We start from the raw sequence: 19,717 nt of genomic DNA on the forward strand, positions 1-19,717 counted from the left end.
TGATAAAAACAAAAACGCCCGCGAAGGCGGGCGTTTACAAGCTTAACGACTTGCAGTGGGCCGGGTTAACTTCCGGCGGCAAGCATTTTATGCTTCTTCGTCGTCACGCAGCGGAACAATCAACATGTCGACGTGGACGGTGTTGATCAGTTGGCGCGCGGAGGACATCAGTTTGCTCCAGAAATCCTGGTGGTGACCACAGACGACCAGATCCATGTCGTATTTTTTGATGGCATCAACCAGAACCTGACCCAGGTCGCCGCTACCGCTCAGGGTTTCGGTGATAGGGTAGCCTGCATTGGTGGACAGCTCGGTTAACGCGTGGTGGGTTTCTTCAGAAATGCGTTTCTGCATGTCGCCCAGATTCACGTCGATGAGCCCGGTGTACAGGTCGGAATAGTTTACGTCAACGTGGATAAGGGAGACTTTAGCATTGTAAGGTCGCGCCATAGAAACCGCTTTTTCAACCAGAACTTTGCTTTCCGGAGAAAGATCAACCGCGATAAGAATGTGTTTATAAGCCATAGTGTTACTCCTTCCATAAGTTGTCGATGACTAGCCTGCTGGCGTTATATGCCGCCGCGTCATCCGCGTCCTGCGAACCTTGTGCGCGGGGCTAGCCCAGTCGTAAAAACGTACCATATAAGGACTATCCTTACATTATAGCGACCAGGATAATCCGTCAATCCGCCTTGCTTGCCAAATAGTTAAACAAATTTTTTAGTTAATTGCATTGATAGCGATTAACCTTATGGCAAAAAAATTAACTAATCTCCTACACTATCTAAAGAGGCGTTCGGATGCGTGATACTAACACGAACGGTTTCGGCTGCACTCTTCATTGAATGGTTTGGCAGGGTATCGGGGAGCGGTAGTCCCGGAAAGGAGTTCCGTGGGCGGGTCGCCGGGGAGGAGGTATGATAAGCACCATTGCATTATTCTGGGCTTTATGTGTCGTTTGCATTGTTAATATGGCGCGCTATTTTTCTTCGCTACGCGCACTGTTAGTGGTACTTCGTGGTTGCGATCCATTACTTTACCAGTATGTAGATGGAGGGGGCTTTTTTACCTCGCATGGGCAACCGAACAAGCAGATGCGTCTGGTGTGGTATATCTACGCTCAGCGTTACCGCGATCATCATGATGATGAATTTATTCGCCGCTGTGAGCGGGTTCGCGGTCAGTTCATTCTCACCAGCGCGCTATGCGGCCTGGTGCTAATCAGCATGGTTGCGCTGATTATCTGGCACTGATGCCAACAACAGATACAAAAAAAGCGGGTCAGCTTCCTGACCCGCTTTTTTACCGTGCATTCGCTTAGATAAGCTTCAGGGAGAGCCAGTACAGCACCCCGGAAAGAATAATCGCAGCTGGCAGGGTGAAGACCCAGGCCATCAGAATGCTGGTTACCGTTTTACGCTGCAATCCGCCGCCATCAACAACCATCGTCCCCGCAACGGAAGAAGAGAGAACGTGGGTGGTGGAAACGGGCATACCGGTGTAGCTGGCGAGACCGATAGAGACTGCGGCGGTCATCTGAGCCGACATCCCCTGGGCATAAGTCATGCCTTTCTTACCGATTTTCTCGCCGATGGTGGTGGCAACACGACGCCAGCCAATCATCGTACCAATACCCAGCGCCAGTGCGACGGCCATAATGATCCAGATAGGCGCGTACTCAATGGTGCTCAGCATGTCAGCTTTCAGTTTTTTCAGCAGACGCTGATCGTCAGCGCTTACGCCAGGCAGCTTAACCACTTTATCGGTGGTATCAGAGATGCACAGCATAATACGGCGCAGCTGACCACGCTGTTCGACGCTTAATTTGTCGTAGGTTTCCAGGTTCGCCAGCATACCTTTCGCACGTTCCAGCGCGTTGATGGTATTCGCCGGGTGGCAATGGAACTCTGTCGTCGTCGCGGGTGCCGCGTCCGTCGGGGACGGAATCAGCTGGTCTACGCCTGTGGCCTGTTTAAGCAGGTCAGGGCGCTGCTGGAAGAAGACTTCGACGTTATTGATTGCATCACGGGTACGGGTAATCTCGTAACCGGAAGCATTCATATTCACCACGAAGCCTGCAGGCGCTACGCCAATCAGCACCAGCATCACCAGACCAATGCCTTTCTGCCCGTCGTTAGCGCCATGAGAGAACGCTACGCCGATAGCGGAGAGGATCAGTGCAATACGGGTCCAGAACGGCGGCTTTTTCTTGCCATCTTTCTTTTCACGTTCTGCTGGCGTCAGGTGGATACGGGCACGTTTTTTTGTACCGCTCCAGTAACGACGCAGAATGAAAATAAGACCGCCTGCAACCACCAGACCAACAATTGGCGAGATGATAAGCGAAGCAAAAATACCGATAACTTTCGGAATGTTAAGTGCGTCCACCACCGAGGTGCCGGTCATCAGTGCATTGGTTAAACCAATACCGATAATGGCGCCAATCAGCGTGTGGGAGCTGGATGCAGGTAAACCAAAGTACCAGGTACCCAGGTTCCAGATAATTGCCGCCAGCAGCATGGAGAACACCATGGCAAGGCCATGTGACGATCCCATATTAAGCAGCAGATCCGTTGGTAGCATATGCACGATGGCATACGCCACGCTGAGACCACCCAGCAAAACACCAAAGAAGTTGAACAACGCAGCCATGACCACCGCCAATTGCGAACGCATTGCACGGGTATAGATCACGGTTGCGACAGCATTGGCTGTGTCATGGAAGCCGTTAATTGCTTCGTAGAACAGCACAAAAGCCAGAGCAAGCAATAGTAAAAGCCCGGTATGTAAATCCAGGCCAGCAAACAAATGTAGCATAGGACGTTACGCCATTTTGAGGACATGAACGCGGCGCATTATCAGTGACTTTGGCGGCGCGGGCAAAGTGAAATATAGAGTTTTTTTGATTTGTCTCCTGCTTTGTTTTACACCACTAAAGAATTATCCTATATATTTCAGTTAAATACCCTTTATCGGTAGTTTGGTGCTGGTGCGACCACTGAGGAATCTTTACAATTCACACCCGCTTTTTAGAGAGGATCGCAACGTGGAAAGGTTTGATACCGTTATTATAGGCGCTGGCGCAGCGGGTATGTTTTGTGCCGCGCAGGCAGGACAAGCAGGTAGTCGAGTACTGCTTATTGATAATGGTAAAAAGCCAGGACGCAAGATTCTCATGTCTGGCGGGGGACGCTGCAACTTTACCAATCTTTATGTCGAACCGGCCGCCTATTTGAGCCAAAACCCCCATTTTTGCAAATCGGCACTGGCGCGTTACACGCAGTGGGATTTTATCGACCTGGTGGGCAAACATGGTATTGCCTGGCATGAAAAAACGCTGGGTCAGCTGTTCTGCGATGATTCCGCTCAGCAAATTGTCGATATGCTGGTAGACGAGTGTGAAAAAGGTAACGTAACTATGCGGTTACGGAGCGAAGTCCTGAGCGTGGTGCAGGATGATGAAGGTTTCACCCTCGAACTGAACGGCATGACGGTCGGCACGAAAAAACTGGTTATCGCTTCCGGTGGGCTTTCCATGCCGGGTCTGGGGGCAACGCCGTTTGGTTATAAAATTGCCGAACAGTTTGGTCTGAAGGTGTTGCCAACGCGCGCGGGACTGGTGCCCTTTACGTTGCATAAGCCACTGCTGGAGCAGCTTCAGGTGCTCTCTGGCGTGTCGGTCTCCTCCGTTATCACCGCCGAAGACGGCACCGTATTTCGTGAAAATCTGCTCTTTACACACCGAGGACTTTCGGGCCCAGCTGTTTTGCAGATTTCCAGTTTTTGGCAGCCAGGCGAATTTGTCAGCATTAATTTGTTGCCGGATGTTGACCTGGTGAGCTTCCTCGACGAACAACGTAGCGCACACCCTAACCAGAGCTTAAAGAACACCTTAGCAATGCAGTTGCCAAAGCGTCTGGTGGAATGCTTGCAGCAGTTAGGGCAAATTCCTGACGTGTCTCTGAAGCAGCTTAACGTACGCGATCAGCAAACGCTGGTTGAAACGCTGACCGAGTGGCGGGTGCAGCCGAACGGTACGGAAGGGTATCGTACCGCTGAAGTCACGTTGGGCGGCGTCGATACCAACGAGCTGTCATCGCGCACGATGGAAGCCCGCAAAGTGCCAGGGCTCTACTTTATCGGTGAAGTGATGGACGTCACCGGCTGGTTGGGTGGCTATAACTTCCAGTGGGCATGGTCGAGTGCCTGGGCATGTGCGCAGGATTTGGTATCTGAATAAGCGAAGACGATACGTTGAGCGTGGACCCGCTGCGTTTTACATAAAGCTCACTTGTGAAATTTGCCCGGTAAATGGATTGCCGGGCACGGTTTTTTGCCTGCAACATACCTGCTACAACCGAATAGACATATTGAATCCAGGTGTTAGTATTCAATAGACAGCAGTAATGAGTATGCGTGTTTCATTTCCGGCCAGGAACGCTGATGATGACAACATTACTACCCGATTTCACAGCATTTTCATCATTCACTTCCTTCGCGGCGCAGGTTGCTTACATGCCTGTCTGCTCTCTGGCCATTGTTTCTCATTCCTTCTTATCCCGGATGGAATCTCCCGCTGAATAGCTGTTCAGTGGGCTTTGTGACACGCATCGTTTGATAACAGGGATTACGGCGGGTCGAATATGGATAAGTTTAAACGTCATATGATGTGGTGGGTGGCGGGCATCCTGGTCGTGGTGGCCGCGATAGCATGGTGGATGCTTCGCCCTGCAGGAATACCGGAGGGGTTTGCAGCCAGCAACGGCAGAATTGAAGCCACTGAAGTGGATATTGCCACCAAGATTGCCGGGCGAATTGACACGATCCTCGTGTCGGAAGGGCAGTTCGTCCGTCAGGGTGAGGTGCTGGCGAAAATGGATACCCGCGTGCTGCAGGAGCAGCGGCTGGAAGCCGTAGCCCAAATCAAAGAGGCCGAAAGTGCGGTGGCGGCAGCGCGGGCGCTGTTAGAGCAGCGGCAAAGTGAAATGCGCGCCGCGCAGTCGGTGGTAAAACAGCGTGAGGCGGAACTGCAGTCGGTCTCTAAACGCCACGTCCGCTCCCGTTCGCTATCTCAGCGTGGGGCAGTGTCTGAGCAACAGCTGGATGACGACAGGGCTGCGGCAGAAAGCGCACGCGCTGCACTGGAATCCGCAAAGGCGCAGGTCTCTGCGGCAAAAGCCGCCATTGAAGCCGCTCGCACCAGTATCATTCAGGCACAAACCCGCGTAGAAGCCGCGCAGGCTACCGAACGTCGTATTGCGGCTGATATTGATGACAGCGAGCTGAAAGCCCCGCGAGATGGTCGCGTACAGTACCGCGTAGCTGAACCTGGCGAGGTGCTTTCCGCGGGCGGTCGCGTGCTGAATATGGTCGATCTCAGCGATGTCTACATGACGTTCTTCTTGCCAACCGAACAGGCTGGTTTACTGAAGATTGGCGGAGAAGCGCGTCTGGTGCTGGATGCTGCGCCGGATCTGCGTATTCCGGCGACCATCAGCTTTGTGGCTAGCGTCGCGCAGTTCACGCCGAAAACGGTCGAAACCAGCGATGAACGGCTGAAACTGATGTTTCGCGTCAAAGCGCGTATCCCGCCAGAGCTGTTGCAGCAGCATCTGGAGTACGTGAAAACCGGTCTGCCGGGCATGGCGTGGGTGCGTGTTGATGAAAGTCGCGCCTGGCCTGACGACCTGGTGGTGAGGTTGCCGCAATGACGCATCTGGCGCTGGTTCCCGTTCCTCCCGTGGCGCACCTTGACGGCGTGAGTCAGCATTACGGGAAAACGGTAGCGCTGAACAATATCACGCTGGATATCCCTGCCCGCTGTATGGTGGGGTTGATTGGCCCGGATGGCGTCGGAAAATCGAGCCTGCTGTCGCTCATCTCCGGCGCGCGGGTCATTGAACACGGCAACGTGATGGTGTTGGGTGGCGATATGCGCGACCCAAAACATCGCCGGGATGTCTGTCCGCGCATTGCCTGGATGCCGCAGGGGCTGGGGAAAAACCTGTATCACACGCTGTCGGTATATGAGAACGTCGATTTCTTTGCCCGCCTGTTTGGGCATGACAAAGCGGAGCGTGAGGCGCGGATTACCGAGCTGCTGAATAGCACCGGATTGGCACCGTTTCGTGACCGTCCTGCCGGGAAACTCTCGGGCGGGATGAAGCAAAAGCTGGGGCTGTGCTGCGCGTTAATCCACGACCCGGAACTGTTAATTCTCGATGAACCCACCACCGGGGTCGACCCGCTGTCCCGCGCCCAGTTCTGGGATCTGATTAACAGTATTCGTCAGCGGCAGACCAACATGAGCGTGCTGGTTGCGACTGCTTATATGGAAGAAGCCGAGCGCTTTGACTGGCTGGTGGCGATGAACGCCGGGGAGGTGTTAGCCACCGGGAGCGCGCAGCAGCTACGTGAGCAAACCAACAGCAACACGCTGGAGCAGGCGTTTATCGCGCTGTTACCTGAAGCCCAGCGCCAGGCGCATAAACCGGTAGTGATCCCGCCGTATCACGCTGAGCAGGAAGAGATTGCCATCGAGGCGAAAAACCTGACCATGCGCTTCGGTAAATTTGTGGCGGTGGACCACGTTAACTTCCGCATTCCGCGCGGGGAAATCTTCGGTTTTCTCGGCTCCAACGGCTGCGGTAAATCCACCACCATGAAAATGCTCACCGGACTGCTGCCCGCAAGCGAAGGCGAGGCGTGGCTGTTTGGGCAAGCGGTTGATCCGAAGAATATCGATACCCGCCGCCGGGTAGGCTATATGTCGCAGGCATTTTCGCTCTACAGCGAGCTGACCGTCCGGCAAAACCTCGAACTACATGCGCGGCTGTTCCATATCCCTGAAGCAGAAATCCCTGGGCGGGTGCAGGAGATGAGTGAGCGCTTTTCGCTGACCGATGTCGAAGATGCGCTGCCCGGTGCGCTGCCGTTGGGGATCCGTCAACGCCTGTCGCTGGCGGTGGCGGTGATCCATCGCCCGGAGATGCTCATTCTTGATGAACCGACCTCCGGGGTCGATCCGGTAGCGAGGGATATGTTCTGGCAACTGATGGTTGATCTGTCGCGCCAGGACAAAGTGACCATTTTTATCTCCACCCACTTTATGAACGAAGCGGAGCGCTGCGACCGCATGTCGCTGATGCACGCCGGAAAAGTACTGGCCAGCGGTACGCCGCAGGAACTGGTGAAACAGCGTGGAGCTGCCAGTCTGGAAGAGGCGTTTATCTCCTGGTTGCAGGAAGCGGCAGGCCCGGCGCCGGAAACTCAGTTAGCGCCAGCCAATGTCCCGACAGTGCATGAAAACAGTAAGCCGCCGCGGCAAGGTTTTAGCCTGCGGCGCTTATTCAGCTACAGCCGCCGTGAAGCGCTGGAACTACGGCGCGATCCGGTACGCTCCACGCTGGCGCTGATGGGCACGGTGATCCTGATGCTTATCATGGGCTACGGCATCAGCATGGATGTGGAAAACCTGCGTTTTTCGGTGCTCGACCGCGACCAGACCGTCAGCAGCCAGGCGTGGACGCTGAATCTGGCGGGATCGCGCTATTTTATCGAACAACCGCCGCTCACCAGTTATGACGAGCTGGACAAACGGATGCGTTCAGGCGAAGTTGCGGTAGCAATTGAAATTCCGCCAAATTTTGGCCGCGACATCGCGCGTGGAACGCCGGTGAAGATTGGCGTCTGGGTCGATGGCGCAATGCCAAGCCGCGCTGAAACGGTCAGGGGTTACGTGCAGGCGATGCACCAGACCTGGCTGCAGGATGTGATGGCGCGCCAGCCAAATGCCAGCGGGCAAAACGGGCTGATGACCATTGAAACTCGCTATCGTTACAACCCGGATGTGAAGAGCCTGCCGGCGATTGTTCCGGCAGTGATCCCACTGCTGTTGATGATGATCCCCTCCATGCTCAGCGCCCTCAGCGTGGTGCGTGAGAAAGAGCTGGGGTCGATTATCAATCTGTACGTTACGCCCACGACCCGCAGCGAGTTTTTACTCGGCAAACAGTTGCCGTACATCGTGCTGGGCATGCTGAACTTCCTGCTGTTGTGCGCGCTGTCGGTGTTTGTATTCGGCGTTCCGCATAAGGGGAGCTTTGTGACCCTGACGCTGGCTGCGCTGCTGTACGTCACCATTGCCACCGGGCTGGGGCTGTTAATCTCCACGTTTATGAAAAGCCAGATCGCGGCCATTTTTGGTACGGCGATTATTACGCTGATCCCGGCGACGCAGTTTTCCGGAATGATCGATCCAGTTGCCTCGCTGGAAGGGCCGGGTCGGTGGATTGGTGAAATTTATCCGACCAGCCATTTTCTGACCATCGCGCGTGGAACGTTCTCTAAAGCGTTGGATCTGACCGATCTCTGGCAGCTGTTTATTCCGCTGGCGGTAGCCATTCCGGTGGTGATTGGTCTGAGCGTATTACTGCTGAAAAAACAGGAGGGGTGATGCGCCGATTACGCAATATTTATAACCTCGGCATCAAAGAGTTGCGCAGCCTGCTGGGTGACAAAGCGATGCTGACGCTGATCGTCTTCGCCTTCACGATTTCGGTTTATTCTTCCGCGACCGTCCTGCCGGGTTCGCTGCATCTGGCACCGATTGCTATTGCCGATATGGACCAGTCGCAGTTGTCGAATCGGATTGTGAACAGCTTTTATCGCCCGTGGTTTTTACCGCCGGAGATGATCACTGCCGATGAAATGGATGCCGGGCTGGACGCCGGGCGCTATACCTTCGCCGTAAACATTCCGCCTGATTTTCAGCGTGATGTGCTGGCCGGACGACAACCGGATATACAGGTTAACGTCGATGCCACGCGCATGAGCCAGGCGTTTACCGGCAACAGCTATATCCAGAATATCATCAGCGGCGAGGTGAACAGCTTTGTGGCGCGTTACCGCGATAACAATGAGCCGCCGGTGGCGCTGGAAATGCGCATGCGCTTTAACCCTAATCTGGAACCCGCCCGCTTTGGCGCGGTGATGGCGATTATCAACAACATCACTATGTTGGCGATTGTGCTGACCGGTTCGGCGTTGATCCGCGAACGCGAGCACGGGACCATTGAACATCTGCTGGTGATGCCGGTGACGCCGTTTGAGATCATGATGGCAAAAATCTGGTCGATGGGGCTGGTGGTGCTGGTGGTTTCCGGTCTGTCGCTGATGCTGATGGTAAAAGGCGTGCTCGGGGTGCCGATTGAAGGTTCGATACCGTTGTTTATGCTGGGCGTGGCGCTGAGCCTGTTCGCCACCACCTCGATCGGCATTTTTATGGGGACGCTGGCGCGCTCTATGCCGCAGCTGGGGCTGCTGATGATTCTGGTGCTGCTGCCGTTACAGATGCTTTCAGGTGGCTCCACACCGCGTGAAAGCATGCCGCAGGCGGTGCAGGACATTATGCTGACCATGCCGACTACCCATTTCGTCAGTCTCGCGCAGGCGATACTTTACCGCGGCGCCGGGTTTAGCATTGTCTGGCCGCAGTTTCTGACGCTGCTGGCGATTGGCAGCGCGTTCTTCCTGATAGCACTGCTGCGTTTCAGAAAGACGATTGGTACGATGGCGTAATCATTATTGCCGGGGGCGCTTCGCTTGCCTGGCCTACAAACGGTAACGGACGTAGGCCGGATAAGGCGTAGCCGCCATCCGGCATCCCGCAACGAAACAGGCAATTACTCTTCTTTCGGCAGGCACTGTAAATGGCCGTGGCGCACGCCGCGCTGGGAAATCACGTCATCGGCAAAATGCTGTACATCGCCCATGTCGCCTTTTAGCACGGCGATTTCCAGACAGTCGTCATGGTTGATGTGCACGTGCAGCGTGGCGACCGATAAATCGTGATGGTGGTGTTGGGTAGAAACAATACGGCTGGCCAGATCACGCTTCTCATGCTCATAAACATACGAGAGCACCGCGAAGCCCTGAGTGCCGTGTTCAAGGGTAGTTTCCTGCGCCAGTGCGCCACGCAGAATATCGCGGATCGCTTCGGAACGGTTGTTGTAGCCACGGCGCTGACTCAGGCCGTCGAGCGTTTCCAGTAAATCGTCATCGAGGGTAATGGTGACTCGTTGCATCTGCAGTTAACCTTTCATGTGGCGCGTTGGCGCACAGGGAGTAAGGGGAATAGCGTATTTTGTAACACACGTCCGGCATCCGGGGAAAAGGTTAATGCTATCGTAATAAACGCAGGAGGGTACTGACCTGTTCATCCAGCGGAGCGAGCGTATCTTTAACGATCAGATGCAAAGGCGTGGCGCGACGAGCACCATGGCTTAACGGCAGTGGGCGTAAAAGCCCCTGATCAAGTTGCGTCTGAATACGTTCCTCGGGCAGCCAGCCGTAACCGACCTGATACATCACCGCATCAATCGCGGCATCAATGGTCGAGAAGGTCCAGGCATCGCGCACCGGTTGTTGTGGGTTGTCGCGATCGGCAATGCGAATCAGCGGCCAGGCGCGTAATGCGTCTTCATTCAGCGGCGCATCCAGCATGCAGAGTGGGTGATCGCGGTGGGCCACGGCCACGAAGTCAATATTCATCAGCCATTCGCCGCGTCCGGTGACATCCTGACGCCGGGTCAGGACCATTACGTCCGCATCGGCATGTGCTGCCAGTCGAGCATCGCCATTCTCCAGGACTTCGGTCAGACGCACCTGCGTTTGCGGCCAGGCCTGCTGAAACTGTTTGAGAATGGCAAACAGGCGTTTGCGTGGGAAGATGCTATCTACCATCAAATCCAGCCGCGTTCGCGTACCGTTTTGTAACGTTGCGGCCCGGGTTTCCACCCATAAAAAGGCCTTCAGTAGCGGTTTGACCTGATTGAGCAATAGCTCTCCGGCCGGTGTCAGGACAGCCCTGCGCCCTTCCGGGGTCAGCAGCGTTACGCCAAGTCGCTCCTGTAACAGTGCCAGATTGTAGCTTACCGAAGACTGGCTACGGTTGGTCTCTTCCGCCGCTTTAGCGAAGCTGCCCAGCTCCACCACTTTCTCCAATATGGCCCACTGCTCGAGGGTTGTTTTGTGCATAACTCATCTAATAATTGAATGAATTTGATGCAAACATAGCGTTATTCATCCAATTTTTGAAGCGTTAAGATCCTCGCATCAAGTAAGAGGAGAACGAATATGAGCGCGTTTGATAAACATGATTTAAGCGGATTTGTCGGCAAACATCTGGTCTATACCTACGATAATGGCTGGAATTACGAGATCTACGTGAAAAACGACACTACGCTGGATTACCGCATTCACAGCGGTATTGTGGGGAATCGTTGGGTGAAAGATCAGCGGGCCTATATTGTGCGGGTGGGGGAGAGCGTTTATAAAATTTCGTGGACCGAACCGACCGGGACCGACGTCAGTCTGATCGTAAACCTGGGTGACAAACTCTTTCACGGCACCATCTTTTTCCCTCGCTGGGTGATAAATAATCCGGAAAAAACGGTCTGCTTCCAGAATGACCATATTCCGCTGATGATGTCGTACCGCGATGCCGGCCCGGCGTATCCCACCGAGGTGATTGATGAGTTCGCGACCATCACTTTCGTACGTGACTGCGGCGCGAACAATGATGACGTTATTGCCTGTGCGGCGAGCGAGCTGCCGAAAAACTTCCCGGAAAATTTACGCTAAGGCTTCCAGTCGCTGCACGGCGTCTGCGGTCAGGGTAAACGGCGTGGGGGTGCACACCGCCAGGCTCAGGGTATCAAGCTGGCACTGGCTGACGGAGAGTGAGGAAGTTAACGCGGTACTGTCGACGCTGACGATTTGCCAGGCGCTACCGCCGCGCTGTTTCACGATAGCTTCTTTACGCGTCCAGATGCGCCAGAACGCCGCCAGCTGTTGCTCCGGGCGTTCGGCCTCGACTTCGGCATGTTCACCAAGACTGAATACCGTATTTGCCAGCGTTTGCCAGTTATCGCGCGGGCGAACGACTTCTATATCGCAGCCGACTTCCCCTTCGTCGCTGAGCAGCAGGGCGATATCATCACCGCTGTGGCTGAGATTGAACCACAGCGGCGTGTCAGCAGAAAAGGCCGGTTTTCCTTGCTCGCCATAGACGATGTCTGGTAATGGCGAAAGGGCATGGGAAAGCAGCACGCGACCGGCCAGCCAGCGCGCACGGCGAGCACCTTGCGGCGCTTGCTCACTCAGTGCGGCAGGCAGTGCACCAGCGCTTAAAACAGAAACTTTCCCAAGAACGATCCGGTACATATCACGGCCAACGTTTAATGATGATAGAAGTATTTATGCCGCCAAACGCAAAGTTGTTGCTCTGCAAAAACTCGCAATCAATCTTGCGGGCTTCACCCATAATGTAATCCAGCGCGCCACAATTGGCATCTGGCTGACTCAAATTTAGCGTAGGCGCAAACCAGCCTTCACGCATCATTTGCAGACTCATCCAGGCCTCTAGTGCGCCACAAGCGCCAAGGGTATGTCCAAAATAGCTTTTAAGCGAGGATAGCGGAACATTATCACCATAAATTGCAGAGGTTGCCTGACTTTCTGCAACATCACCACGATCGGTTGCGGTTCCGTGCGCTGAAATATAGCCGATATCCCGGGCACTAATACCTGCCATATTCAGTGATTTTTCCATGCAAATCTGCATTGTTTCGCGCTGCGGCTGGGTGATATGGGCTGCATCGCAGTTAGTGGCAAAGCCAACGATTTCACCATAAATCGTTGCTCCGCGTGCTTTAGCGTGTTCCAGCTCTTCCAGCACTAGCGTACCTGCACCTTCTCCGATGACCAGACCATCGCGTTTTTCATCGAACGGGGATGGGGTGGTTTTCGGCTCGTCGTTGCGCTGGCTGGTTGCGAATAACGTATCAAACACGGCGGCTTCGGAAGGACACAGTTCTTCTGCGCCGCCGGCGACCATCACCGTTTGATAGCCGTGTCGAATGGCTTCCCATGCGTAACCAATTGCCTGGCTACCGGATGTGCAGGCGCTGGATGTCGGGATGACTCGCCCACGCAGACCGAAAAACAATCCGGTGTTAACGGCAGTGGTATGCGGCATCATTTGCACGTAGGTCGTGCCGGTGATGTTATTGGTGTGTTTCTCGGTCAGCATGGTCGCGAACTCGCTCACTGGACCGGTACTACCGGTTGATGAACCATAAGCGATCCCGGTTTCACCGTTAGTCAGTACCCGATCGCCAATCAGCCCGGCCTGCTCAAGCGCCAGCTCTGTTGCGCGGGTGGACATCAGCGATACGCGCCCCATGGCGCGAATTCGCTTGCGGGTATAGTGTTCCGGCAGAGTGAAGTCGTCGATCGGCGCTCCCAGCAGTGTGTGCAGTCCGTCATAAACCTGCCACTCCGGCATTTTGCGTACCGCATTTTCATATGCCAATAACCTGGCGGAGACAGCCTGCCAGTTTTCCCCAAAGGCGGTGACGCCGCCCATGCCTGTAATCACGACACGACGTGTCATAACATCCCTCCATTGATGGAAATCACCTGGCGAGTTACATAGCCCGCCACATCCGACATTAAATAACTGGCAAGCCCGGCCACTTCTTCAGCCTGACCTATTCGTTTCATGGGAATCATCGACATCGCCTCTTTCAATGCGGCTTCTTCCATCTCGATCATCCCGGTATCAATGAGTCCCGGTGCAATGCAGTTTACGGTAATTTTGCGTTTTGCCAGTTCGATAGCCAGCGCTTTGGTGGCACCAATAATTCCGGCTTTTGCCGCACTGTAATTGACCTGACCGCGGTTGCCCATCACGCCCGAAACCGAAGACAATGTGATGATACGGCCCCCCTGGCGTGCGCTGATCATCGGCATAATGCACGGATGAATGACGTTGTAAAAGCTGTCGAGGTTGGTATGGATCACCGAATCCCAGTCGTTATCACTGAGCGCAGGGAAAGCGGCATCCCGAGTGACTCCAGCGTTGCTGACAATACCGTACCATGCGCCGTTTGCCTCAATATCTTGCGACAGTATTTCACGGCACTGCTCGCGATTGGCAACGTCAAATGTCAACAGGCGCCCTGCGCCGCCAGCGGCGAGGATAGCATCCAGCGTTTCTTGTGCTCCTTGCACATCGCGATGATAGTGTACGCCGACCACAAAACCGTCCGCGGCCAGTTGTCTGGCGATGGCGCGACCGATACCTTTGCTGGCACCCGTAACTAAAACTGAACGGCTCATGTGGACGCTCCTTGTTGAAATAGCGTGTTAATTTCTTCTGATGTCGGCTGGAAGGTGTTGACTCGACCGGTTGCCAGCGTCTCGTTGTCTGCCTGGATGGCACATTCAAAGCTACCGAATCGTGCATCCTGCATCAGCAATTTGACATGGATGCTCAGCGTCTTCCCGGCAGGCAGAACACCTGTAGCACAGACTAACTCACGTGCGCCCAGTACCATGCCTAACGTAATACTCGCCTGACCTTGTTGCTGGCGGTGCCAGCCAGACCAGACGCCAATGGTCTGCGCCATCAGTTCCAGTGCGAACCAGCCAGGCAGATTGCCATCAAGGTCGAGAAAAGGGGCCAGTACGCTGTTTGCTGATACCATCACGTGGCAGGTGGCGGTTTCGTCCGCCACACTGACGACCTCTTCAAGAAGCAGCATCGGCGCATCATGCGGTAAATAATCACCCGGTGGTAAAAAGTGGCTCATGAGGTTCTCCCGAGCAGGATGCTGGCATTATTGCCACCGAAGGCAAACGAATTAGACAAGATAACCGGGCGAGTCAGCGGCTGCGGCTGTTCAATGATGCCGCAGGGTGGCAATGTTTCATCGCGTGGCGACTGGCTAAAATCCTGCGGTGGCAGCGGCAGTTCGCGTTGCAGAATCAGCATACTGATCGCTGCTTCGGTGATCCCCGCAGCGCCCAGCGTGTGCCCGGTCAGGTGTTTGGTTGAACTGCACGGGACCGTTTCGCCAAATAGCGCGCTCACGACGTTGGACTCAATCTGATCGTTTAACGGTGTGGCGGTACCGTGCAGATTGATATAGCCCACATGTTCCGGCGTCATTCCTGCGTCGTTAAGCGCCTGGCCGATGGCGCGAATGGCACCTTCCCCCTGTGGATGGGGAGCCGAAATATGGTACGCGTCGCTGGATTCGCCGACGCCAAGGAGCGCGATAGGCTGTGGCTCGCGGGTTAATACCATCAATGCGGCGCCTTCGCCAATGGTGATCCCACAACGGTTGCGGCCAAACGGCTGACACAGCGTTGGGGAGAGTGATTCCAGACTGTGGAATCCGTTGATTGGCATTCGGCTTAGCGTATCCGCACCGCCGACAATGGCGATATCGACCAGACCAGATTCGATCAAACGACGTCCGCTCATGATAGCTCTTGCACTGGACGAGCAGGCGGTTGAGAGCGTAAAGGCTGGGCCATCCAGCGCCAGCCAGTGGCTAAGAAAACGCGACGGATCGCCCAGTTCCTGTTGCGGATAGCGCCAGTCAGTGCTCTCTTTGCCGTTGAGCATCAAATCTACGTGAACGTCACCCTCATCCAGGCCGGAGGTGCTGGTGCCGAGAACAACAGCAATACGATCGCGACCAAATCGGGCGATAGCGTCGTCCACCTGCGGCTGGATTTGCATCAGGGCTGCCAGCAATAGCTGGTTGTTGCGCGAACGATGAGCGCTAAAGTGCTGAGGAATAGCGGGCAGCTCACCGTCAACGCCTGCTAACACGGCGGATGGGTGTCCTTGCAGCCAGCCCGTGCGCGGGCGCATTCCCGGCGCTATGCCACGAGTGAGATTGGCTGCGATTTCATCAGTGTTATTGCCCAACGCATTAATCATGCCAACGGCAGAAATGTAGATCATCTCAGTCACCCAGGTATTGAATGGTGATGTGGTATTTAAAAACGTGCTGTTCAATGCTGATCGGTTCGCGTTTTCCTTTTCGATTCAGATACGTGATTTCCGTGACCACTTTGCCGCGGGCATTGCGCAGCTCACGCGTGTCACCCGTATCGACGAGCGTCCAGCCTGTGGGTAATTGCGGTTGCCAGGCGCTAATCGGCCAATGACTGAGCATCACGTCAGCCAGCACCTGGCTGGCTGGCGGCAATTGTGGAACGATGATCGATTGCTCGGTGTGCAGTCCTTTTTCATCGTAAGTCACGAGGAACAGGCGAATGCCGACTGATGACAGCCCGGCAAGTGTGATTTTCTTGTCATCAGCATTGAGCATGACCAACAGTGACTGAGTTTTGCCGTTGAAACTTCCGGTTAGTAGCTGTTGTGAATTCACCGCGGGAGAAATCCCTGGGGTAGGTAGCGTTACACGAGTCCCCGGCTCTAACCAGGCTTGCGGGCGGCCTTTCTGTTCCGGCTGCGAGTGGCTGCAACCGGCCAGCAGCAACGTGGCGACGAGCGCAGCGGTGCGCCAGAATGTCTGTTTAATCATCTTCTTTTTTTCTCTTTTTTTCCTGGCATCGCCAGCGGTGACAGCAGGAAGGCGGTGAAAATACCGCTCACTAGCACAATGCCAAAACTGCTGATTGCCTGAGTGGCGCTAAAGACCAGCATGCCGAGCGTCAGGAGCGTGGTCATCATTGCCAGCGTGATAGCCAGCAGCGATGTCAGTGGCGTACCGCGTGGATTACTGAAAAACAGCGTGTAGTTAATGCCAATTCCCAGTACCAGCACCAGTGCCAGCAGCGAGAACAGGTTGAGCGCATGACCGCTCAGGGCCAGCACCGCCAGACTGCAACCTAAAGACAGCACTGAGGGGACCAGGCTAATTAAGCCCTTACGCCAGCCAAGCCGAATGACGGCGCCACAGGCAATCACCGCCAGCGCAATGCACAGCAGACCGGTCAGAATATGGCGATAAAGGGCAAACAGGTTGTCAAAGCTGCTCTTACGATCCACCCACGCCACGCCGGAATATTTCGCGCTGAGCGTATTTAATGCATCACTTTGTTTCACCCCTTCAACGGGAACCAGTACGCTGCTTTCGCCATCAGCCAGAGACAACCATAGCAAGCGCCAGCCTTCACTGGCCGGGCTGGCAAGCCAGGCATCGACGGTTACGGGCATGGCGCTAAGATCGGGGTTCACCGTTGCCAGACCGGCGTTGTTTAAGGCTTTCGTGATGGCGGGCGCGGCATCTTTTAGCAGAGACAGATCCTGCTGTTGCTGGGCGAGTGAATTGAGCGGAATGGTGCGATATCCGCTGAGTAAACCATCTTTTTTTGCCTGTTCCAGCGCGGGGATAAAGGTTTCCATCCGCTCCAGCGTTTGTTGAGCGGATTTGCCGTACACCACAAACCACTTCTGGTCGACGCTTTGCCCGGTCAGGGCGGTAATCGCTTTTTCCTGAGCAAGAATACCCTGCGGCAGCGCCTGTAACTGGGAGATATCATCATCTACGCGTAGCGTCGCCATACCTGCCAACGAGAACAACGTCAGCGCCACCGGCAGGCCAACGGATAATTTCTTATTCCGCCGCCATGCAGCAAGCCAGCGTAGCATGAGTACCATTGCCGGCACCGGGCGTACCGGCAACCGACGACACAACCACGGGTGCCAGAAAATGACCGTCAGGCAGGAGGCGCTCAGACCTACCGCCGCGAATACCGCCATCTGGCGAATACCGGGGAAGGGGGCCAGCATCATAATCAGATAAGCCGCTACGGTGGTGAGTAGAGCCAGGAGCAGGGCATTGCGCACTTTGGCAAGGCTTTGCCATGGCGATGTTTCCGCACCGTGCACCATCCGTTCGGTCAAATAGTAGAGCGTATAGTCGGCGGAAATACCGATGATGCTCATGCTCATCACCAGCGTCATCAGATGGAGCTCGCCAAAAATCAGCAGCGTGACGACGGTCCCCGCCAGCGCACCAATGCCAATCGAAATCAGGCACAGCAGCAGCGGACGCAGCGAACGAAATACAGCCACGATGAGCAGGATCACCCCGAGCACAGTGGCTATGCCGAGGGTAGAGATATCTTGTTTCGCCTGCTGGCTGGCGTAATCGCTATAGAACAGCGTCCCGCGAGACAGCAGTTGAGCCTGTGGATAGTGGGCTTTGAGCTCACCCTCCAGCGTATTCAGCGTGGTGACCAATTGATGCGTCTGTTGCATATCAAACGATGAGCCGGTCAACTCGCCATGTAACAGATACCAATAGTTGCCTTGCTCATCCTGGGTGACAAGCCAGCCGTCCATCAGGCGCAGACGCTGCCCGGTTTTGGCCATGGCCAGCTGCGAGCCTCGCATCAGCATGAAGGGATCGTTTTGTAGCTCTTTGCCACTGACGCCGGAGAATGCGGAGTAAAGTTGGGACAGGATCCACTGGCCCTGCGCTTCGCCGCCGTTTTGCAGCCGGGCGCGGGTCTCGTTATCTATCAGGCCGTTACGATGTTGCCAGAAGAATGCCCCCCAGGCTTGCTGGCTGTCGGCATCCATTGGACCTTTTACCTGGGCTAGCGCGTGCGATTTTTGCAGTAAAGCCAGCCAGTCCCGGGCTATAGCTGGGTCCGGTTGCTTACCGGGGCTCACTAGCCAGACCACCTGACGGTCAAGGCGCTGCATAAATCCCTCGTTAAGACCCGGAGGTATAGCGCCCAGCGTCTGCTTTGGCAACATGGCCAGCACGCTGCTGTTAAGGCGGGCCTGAGGTAGCAGCGTCAGAAAGATGCCCAGCAGGAGCAGGCAGACGACTCCCCATAACAGCGCGGGGCGTTTACTGGGCGGCAAAGCGTTGGCGTTCGTCATCGGTCAGTTGCGCTGGCGTTAGTTGGTGTTGGGAAAGCGCGATATCGGTGCGATCCCCCTGCTTATCGTTGAGATGAATACTCTCCAGGTAAGTCTTTCCGGCTAAATCAATCGTCGCAAAAATCTTATCCAGCGGTGTGGTGATTGGCGTCAGGCGTAGCGTCCAGCGACCTTCTCCTAAGTCTGCAAACTCCACGCGGAAGTTTTGTTCCAGCACGTTACGATCCGCCTGGAATAACGCCCGTAGCAGATGATTAAACTGGAACATTTGCGGGTTATTCTCAGCGGTAATGGTCTGCGGTGGTTGACCGTTAATTGCCTGAACCATCCGTTTGTCGTCCAGCAGCAGTTGCATGGGGAACGGGGACGTTTGATCCCACAGCAACCCCTGGTCGCGGGCGATCAACATCTTGCCCTGAGATCGCAGCGGCTGCGGCAGATCCTTTATCGTCCGGGTTTGATCGAAGTGGGCGCGAACCACCGGTTGTTCGGTAAAACGCTGTTGTAGGGAGTCGAGCGTCAGGGCACTGACGAAAGGGCTGACGAGCAGCACGAGCAATGGCCATAATTTCATGGTGTCACTCCCATCCGTTCAAACAGAATATCCGGGCTGACAAAGCACAGTTCACGGCTTTTTTCGTCGACGGCGACCTGGATGGTGTAGCCTGTTGTGGCGCGTTTACCTGTTTCGGCATCAAAAATTTCGTAGCCAATACGCAGGCGATTTTCGTACTCTTTAATTTGGGCGCGTACACGGATACGCTGCTCGAAAGTCAGCGCATTGCGATACTTCACCCGAGTGTCGACCACGGGCCACAGATAGCCAGATTCTTTCATCTGCCGATAGCCATAATCGAATTGGTTCAGCAGTGCCTCACGGGCAATCTCGAAGTAACGGAAGTAGTTACCATGCCACGCTACGCCCATCATATCGACGTCGTGAAACGGAATAGTTAGCTCGACTTCAGCCGTAAAGCGGGGATCGTTAAGCAC

General features: G+C 55.0%; 19 protein-coding genes. 6 read left to right on the plus strand and 13 right to left on the minus strand.

Features of this window, described 5'->3' with window-relative positions; translation table 11 throughout:
- Positions 1–87: 87 nt before the first annotated feature.
- Positions 88–525 carry a universal stress protein UspA gene (uspA, locus tag OGY09_RS09590; RefSeq protein WP_003023368.1) on the minus strand — a complete coding sequence of 146 codons (438 nt, stop codon included), beginning with the start codon at positions 523–525 and terminating at the stop codon, positions 88–90.
- 392 nt (positions 526–917) lie between these two features.
- On the opposite strand from uspA, the gene uspB reads away from it, so the two are divergent.
- Positions 918–1,253 carry a universal stress protein UspB gene (uspB, locus tag OGY09_RS09595; RefSeq protein WP_003023371.1) on the plus strand — a complete coding sequence of 112 codons (336 nt, stop codon included), beginning with the start codon at positions 918–920 and terminating at the stop codon, positions 1,251–1,253.
- Positions 1,254–1,317: 64 nt separating this feature from the next.
- On the opposite strand, the gene pitA is transcribed toward uspB, so the two are convergent.
- Positions 1,318–2,817: an inorganic phosphate transporter PitA gene (gene pitA / locus OGY09_RS09600; RefSeq protein ID WP_003827471.1), complete on the minus strand. Its 1,500-nt coding sequence runs from the start codon at positions 2,815–2,817 to the stop codon at positions 1,318–1,320.
- 229 nt (positions 2,818–3,046) lie between these two features.
- On the opposite strand from pitA, the gene OGY09_RS09605 reads away from it, so the two are divergent.
- The 4 genes from OGY09_RS09605 (at position 3,047) to OGY09_RS09620 (ending at position 9,579) form a co-directional block, all read left to right on the plus strand.
- Complete coding sequence (locus OGY09_RS09605; RefSeq protein WP_032945291.1) at positions 3,047–4,240, plus strand: BaiN/RdsA family NAD(P)/FAD-dependent oxidoreductase; 1,194 nt, start codon at positions 3,047–3,049, stop codon at positions 4,238–4,240.
- Between the two features lie 403 nt (positions 4,241–4,643).
- Entirely contained in the window at positions 4,644–5,711 is a 1,068-nt protein-coding gene (locus OGY09_RS09610) for an HlyD family secretion protein (protein ID WP_003827499.1), read from the plus strand.
- Complete coding sequence (gene rbbA / locus OGY09_RS09615; RefSeq protein WP_032945289.1) at positions 5,708–8,455, plus strand: ribosome-associated ATPase/putative transporter RbbA; 2,748 nt, start codon at positions 5,708–5,710, stop codon at positions 8,453–8,455. Before OGY09_RS09610 ends, rbbA begins: the two co-directional genes overlap by 4 nt.
- Positions 8,455–9,579 (plus strand): ABC transporter permease, encoded by a 1,125-nt coding sequence (locus tag OGY09_RS09620; protein WP_020996068.1) that lies wholly within the window; start codon positions 8,455–8,457, stop codon positions 9,577–9,579. Before rbbA ends, OGY09_RS09620 begins: the two co-directional genes overlap by 1 nt.
- A 104-nt stretch (positions 9,580–9,683) precedes the next feature.
- Here OGY09_RS09620 and nikR read toward each other — a convergent pair whose 3' ends face one another.
- Both nikR and OGY09_RS09635 read right to left on the minus strand, forming a co-directional pair.
- A complete protein-coding gene (nikR, locus tag OGY09_RS09625; protein WP_003827507.1) occupies positions 9,684–10,085 on the minus strand; it encodes a nickel-responsive transcriptional regulator NikR in 402 nt (133 codons plus the stop codon).
- A gap of 97 nt (positions 10,086–10,182) precedes the next feature.
- Positions 10,183–11,037, minus strand: coding sequence for a LysR family transcriptional regulator (locus tag OGY09_RS09635; RefSeq protein ID WP_286590370.1), 855 nt, complete (start codon positions 11,035–11,037; stop codon positions 10,183–10,185).
- Between the two features lie 99 nt (positions 11,038–11,136).
- On the opposite strand from OGY09_RS09635, the gene OGY09_RS09640 reads away from it, so the two are divergent.
- Positions 11,137–11,643, plus strand: coding sequence for a phenolic acid decarboxylase (locus OGY09_RS09640; RefSeq protein WP_008786388.1), 507 nt, complete (start codon positions 11,137–11,139; stop codon positions 11,641–11,643).
- On the opposite strand, the gene acpT is transcribed toward OGY09_RS09640, so the two are convergent.
- The 9 genes from acpT to OGY09_RS09685 are packed head-to-tail and all read right to left on the minus strand — an operon-like array spanning position 11,635 to position 19,717.
- Entirely contained in the window at positions 11,635–12,225 is a 591-nt protein-coding gene (gene acpT / locus OGY09_RS09645; protein WP_003827514.1) for a 4'-phosphopantetheinyl transferase AcpT, read from the minus strand. The genes OGY09_RS09640 and acpT overlap by 9 nt on opposite strands.
- A 1-nt stretch (position 12,226) precedes the next feature.
- Positions 12,227–13,456 carry a beta-ketoacyl-ACP synthase gene (locus tag OGY09_RS09650; RefSeq protein WP_003827516.1) on the minus strand — a complete coding sequence of 410 codons (1,230 nt, stop codon included), beginning with the start codon at positions 13,454–13,456 and terminating at the stop codon, positions 12,227–12,229.
- Positions 13,453–14,184, minus strand: a complete 732-nt coding sequence (locus OGY09_RS09655; RefSeq protein WP_008786386.1) for a 3-ketoacyl-ACP reductase FabG2 — start codon at positions 14,182–14,184, stop codon at positions 13,453–13,455. The genes OGY09_RS09650 and OGY09_RS09655 overlap by 4 nt, the downstream gene beginning before the upstream one ends.
- A complete protein-coding gene (locus OGY09_RS09660) occupies positions 14,181–14,657 on the minus strand; it encodes a hotdog family protein (RefSeq protein ID WP_032945285.1) in 477 nt (158 codons plus the stop codon). Before OGY09_RS09660 ends, OGY09_RS09655 begins: the two co-directional genes overlap by 4 nt.
- Entirely contained in the window at positions 14,654–15,823 is a 1,170-nt protein-coding gene (locus OGY09_RS09665) for a beta-ketoacyl-[acyl-carrier-protein] synthase family protein (protein WP_032945283.1), read from the minus strand. The genes OGY09_RS09660 and OGY09_RS09665 overlap by 4 nt, the downstream gene beginning before the upstream one ends.
- Position 15,824: 1 nt before the next feature.
- Positions 15,825–16,409, minus strand: a complete 585-nt coding sequence (locus OGY09_RS09670; RefSeq protein WP_008786383.1) for a DUF3261 domain-containing protein — start codon at positions 16,407–16,409, stop codon at positions 15,825–15,827.
- Positions 16,406–18,724, minus strand: a complete 2,319-nt coding sequence (locus tag OGY09_RS09675; RefSeq protein WP_032945281.1) for an MMPL family transporter — start codon at positions 18,722–18,724, stop codon at positions 16,406–16,408. The genes OGY09_RS09670 and OGY09_RS09675 overlap by 4 nt, the downstream gene beginning before the upstream one ends.
- Positions 18,693–19,298, minus strand: a complete 606-nt coding sequence (locus OGY09_RS09680) for a LolA family protein (RefSeq protein WP_032945279.1) — start codon at positions 19,296–19,298, stop codon at positions 18,693–18,695. Before OGY09_RS09680 ends, OGY09_RS09675 begins: the two co-directional genes overlap by 32 nt.
- Positions 19,295–19,717 (minus strand): acyl-CoA thioesterase, encoded by a 423-nt coding sequence (locus tag OGY09_RS09685; RefSeq protein ID WP_003827529.1) that lies wholly within the window; start codon positions 19,715–19,717, stop codon positions 19,295–19,297. The genes OGY09_RS09680 and OGY09_RS09685 overlap by 4 nt, the downstream gene beginning before the upstream one ends.

It is taken from the genome of Citrobacter sp. Cpo071 (assembly GCF_030332765.1).
Lineage (GTDB): Bacteria > Pseudomonadota > Gammaproteobacteria > Enterobacterales > Enterobacteriaceae > Citrobacter > Citrobacter portucalensis.

Coding starts and splice junctions, on each gene's coding strand:
- uspB (WP_003023371.1), top strand. CDS start 918: ATGATAAGCACCATTGCATTATTCTGGGCTTTATGTGTCGTTTGCATT.
- nikR (WP_003827507.1), bottom strand. CDS start 10,085: ATGCAACGAGTCACCATTACCCTCGATGACGATTTACTGGAAACGCTC.
- OGY09_RS09660 (WP_032945285.1), bottom strand. CDS start 14,657: ATGAGCCACTTTTTACCACCGGGTGATTATTTACCGCATGATGCGCCG.
- OGY09_RS09610 (WP_003827499.1), top strand. CDS start 4,644: ATGGATAAGTTTAAACGTCATATGATGTGGTGGGTGGCGGGCATCCTG.
- acpT (WP_003827514.1), bottom strand. CDS start 12,225: ATGTACCGGATCGTTCTTGGGAAAGTTTCTGTTTTAAGCGCTGGTGCA.
- OGY09_RS09635 (WP_286590370.1), bottom strand. CDS start 11,037: ATGCACAAAACAACCCTCGAGCAGTGGGCCATATTGGAGAAAGTGGTG.
- rbbA (WP_032945289.1), top strand. CDS start 5,708: ATGACGCATCTGGCGCTGGTTCCCGTTCCTCCCGTGGCGCACCTTGAC.
- OGY09_RS09680 (WP_032945279.1), bottom strand. CDS start 19,298: ATGAAATTATGGCCATTGCTCGTGCTGCTCGTCAGCCCTTTCGTCAGT.
- OGY09_RS09670 (WP_008786383.1), bottom strand. CDS start 16,409: ATGATTAAACAGACATTCTGGCGCACCGCTGCGCTCGTCGCCACGTTG.
- OGY09_RS09655 (WP_008786386.1), bottom strand. CDS start 14,184: ATGAGCCGTTCAGTTTTAGTTACGGGTGCCAGCAAAGGTATCGGTCGC.
- OGY09_RS09640 (WP_008786388.1), top strand. CDS start 11,137: ATGAGCGCGTTTGATAAACATGATTTAAGCGGATTTGTCGGCAAACAT.
- OGY09_RS09620 (WP_020996068.1), top strand. CDS start 8,455: ATGCGCCGATTACGCAATATTTATAACCTCGGCATCAAAGAGTTGCGC.
- uspA (WP_003023368.1), bottom strand. CDS start 525: ATGGCTTATAAACACATTCTTATCGCGGTTGATCTTTCTCCGGAAAGC.
- OGY09_RS09675 (WP_032945281.1), bottom strand. CDS start 18,724: ATGACGAACGCCAACGCTTTGCCGCCCAGTAAACGCCCCGCGCTGTTA.
- OGY09_RS09665 (WP_032945283.1), bottom strand. CDS start 15,823: ATGATCTACATTTCTGCCGTTGGCATGATTAATGCGTTGGGCAATAAC.
- OGY09_RS09650 (WP_003827516.1), bottom strand. CDS start 13,456: ATGACACGTCGTGTCGTGATTACAGGCATGGGCGGCGTCACCGCCTTT.
- pitA (WP_003827471.1), bottom strand. CDS start 2,817: ATGCTACATTTGTTTGCTGGCCTGGATTTACATACCGGGCTTTTACTA.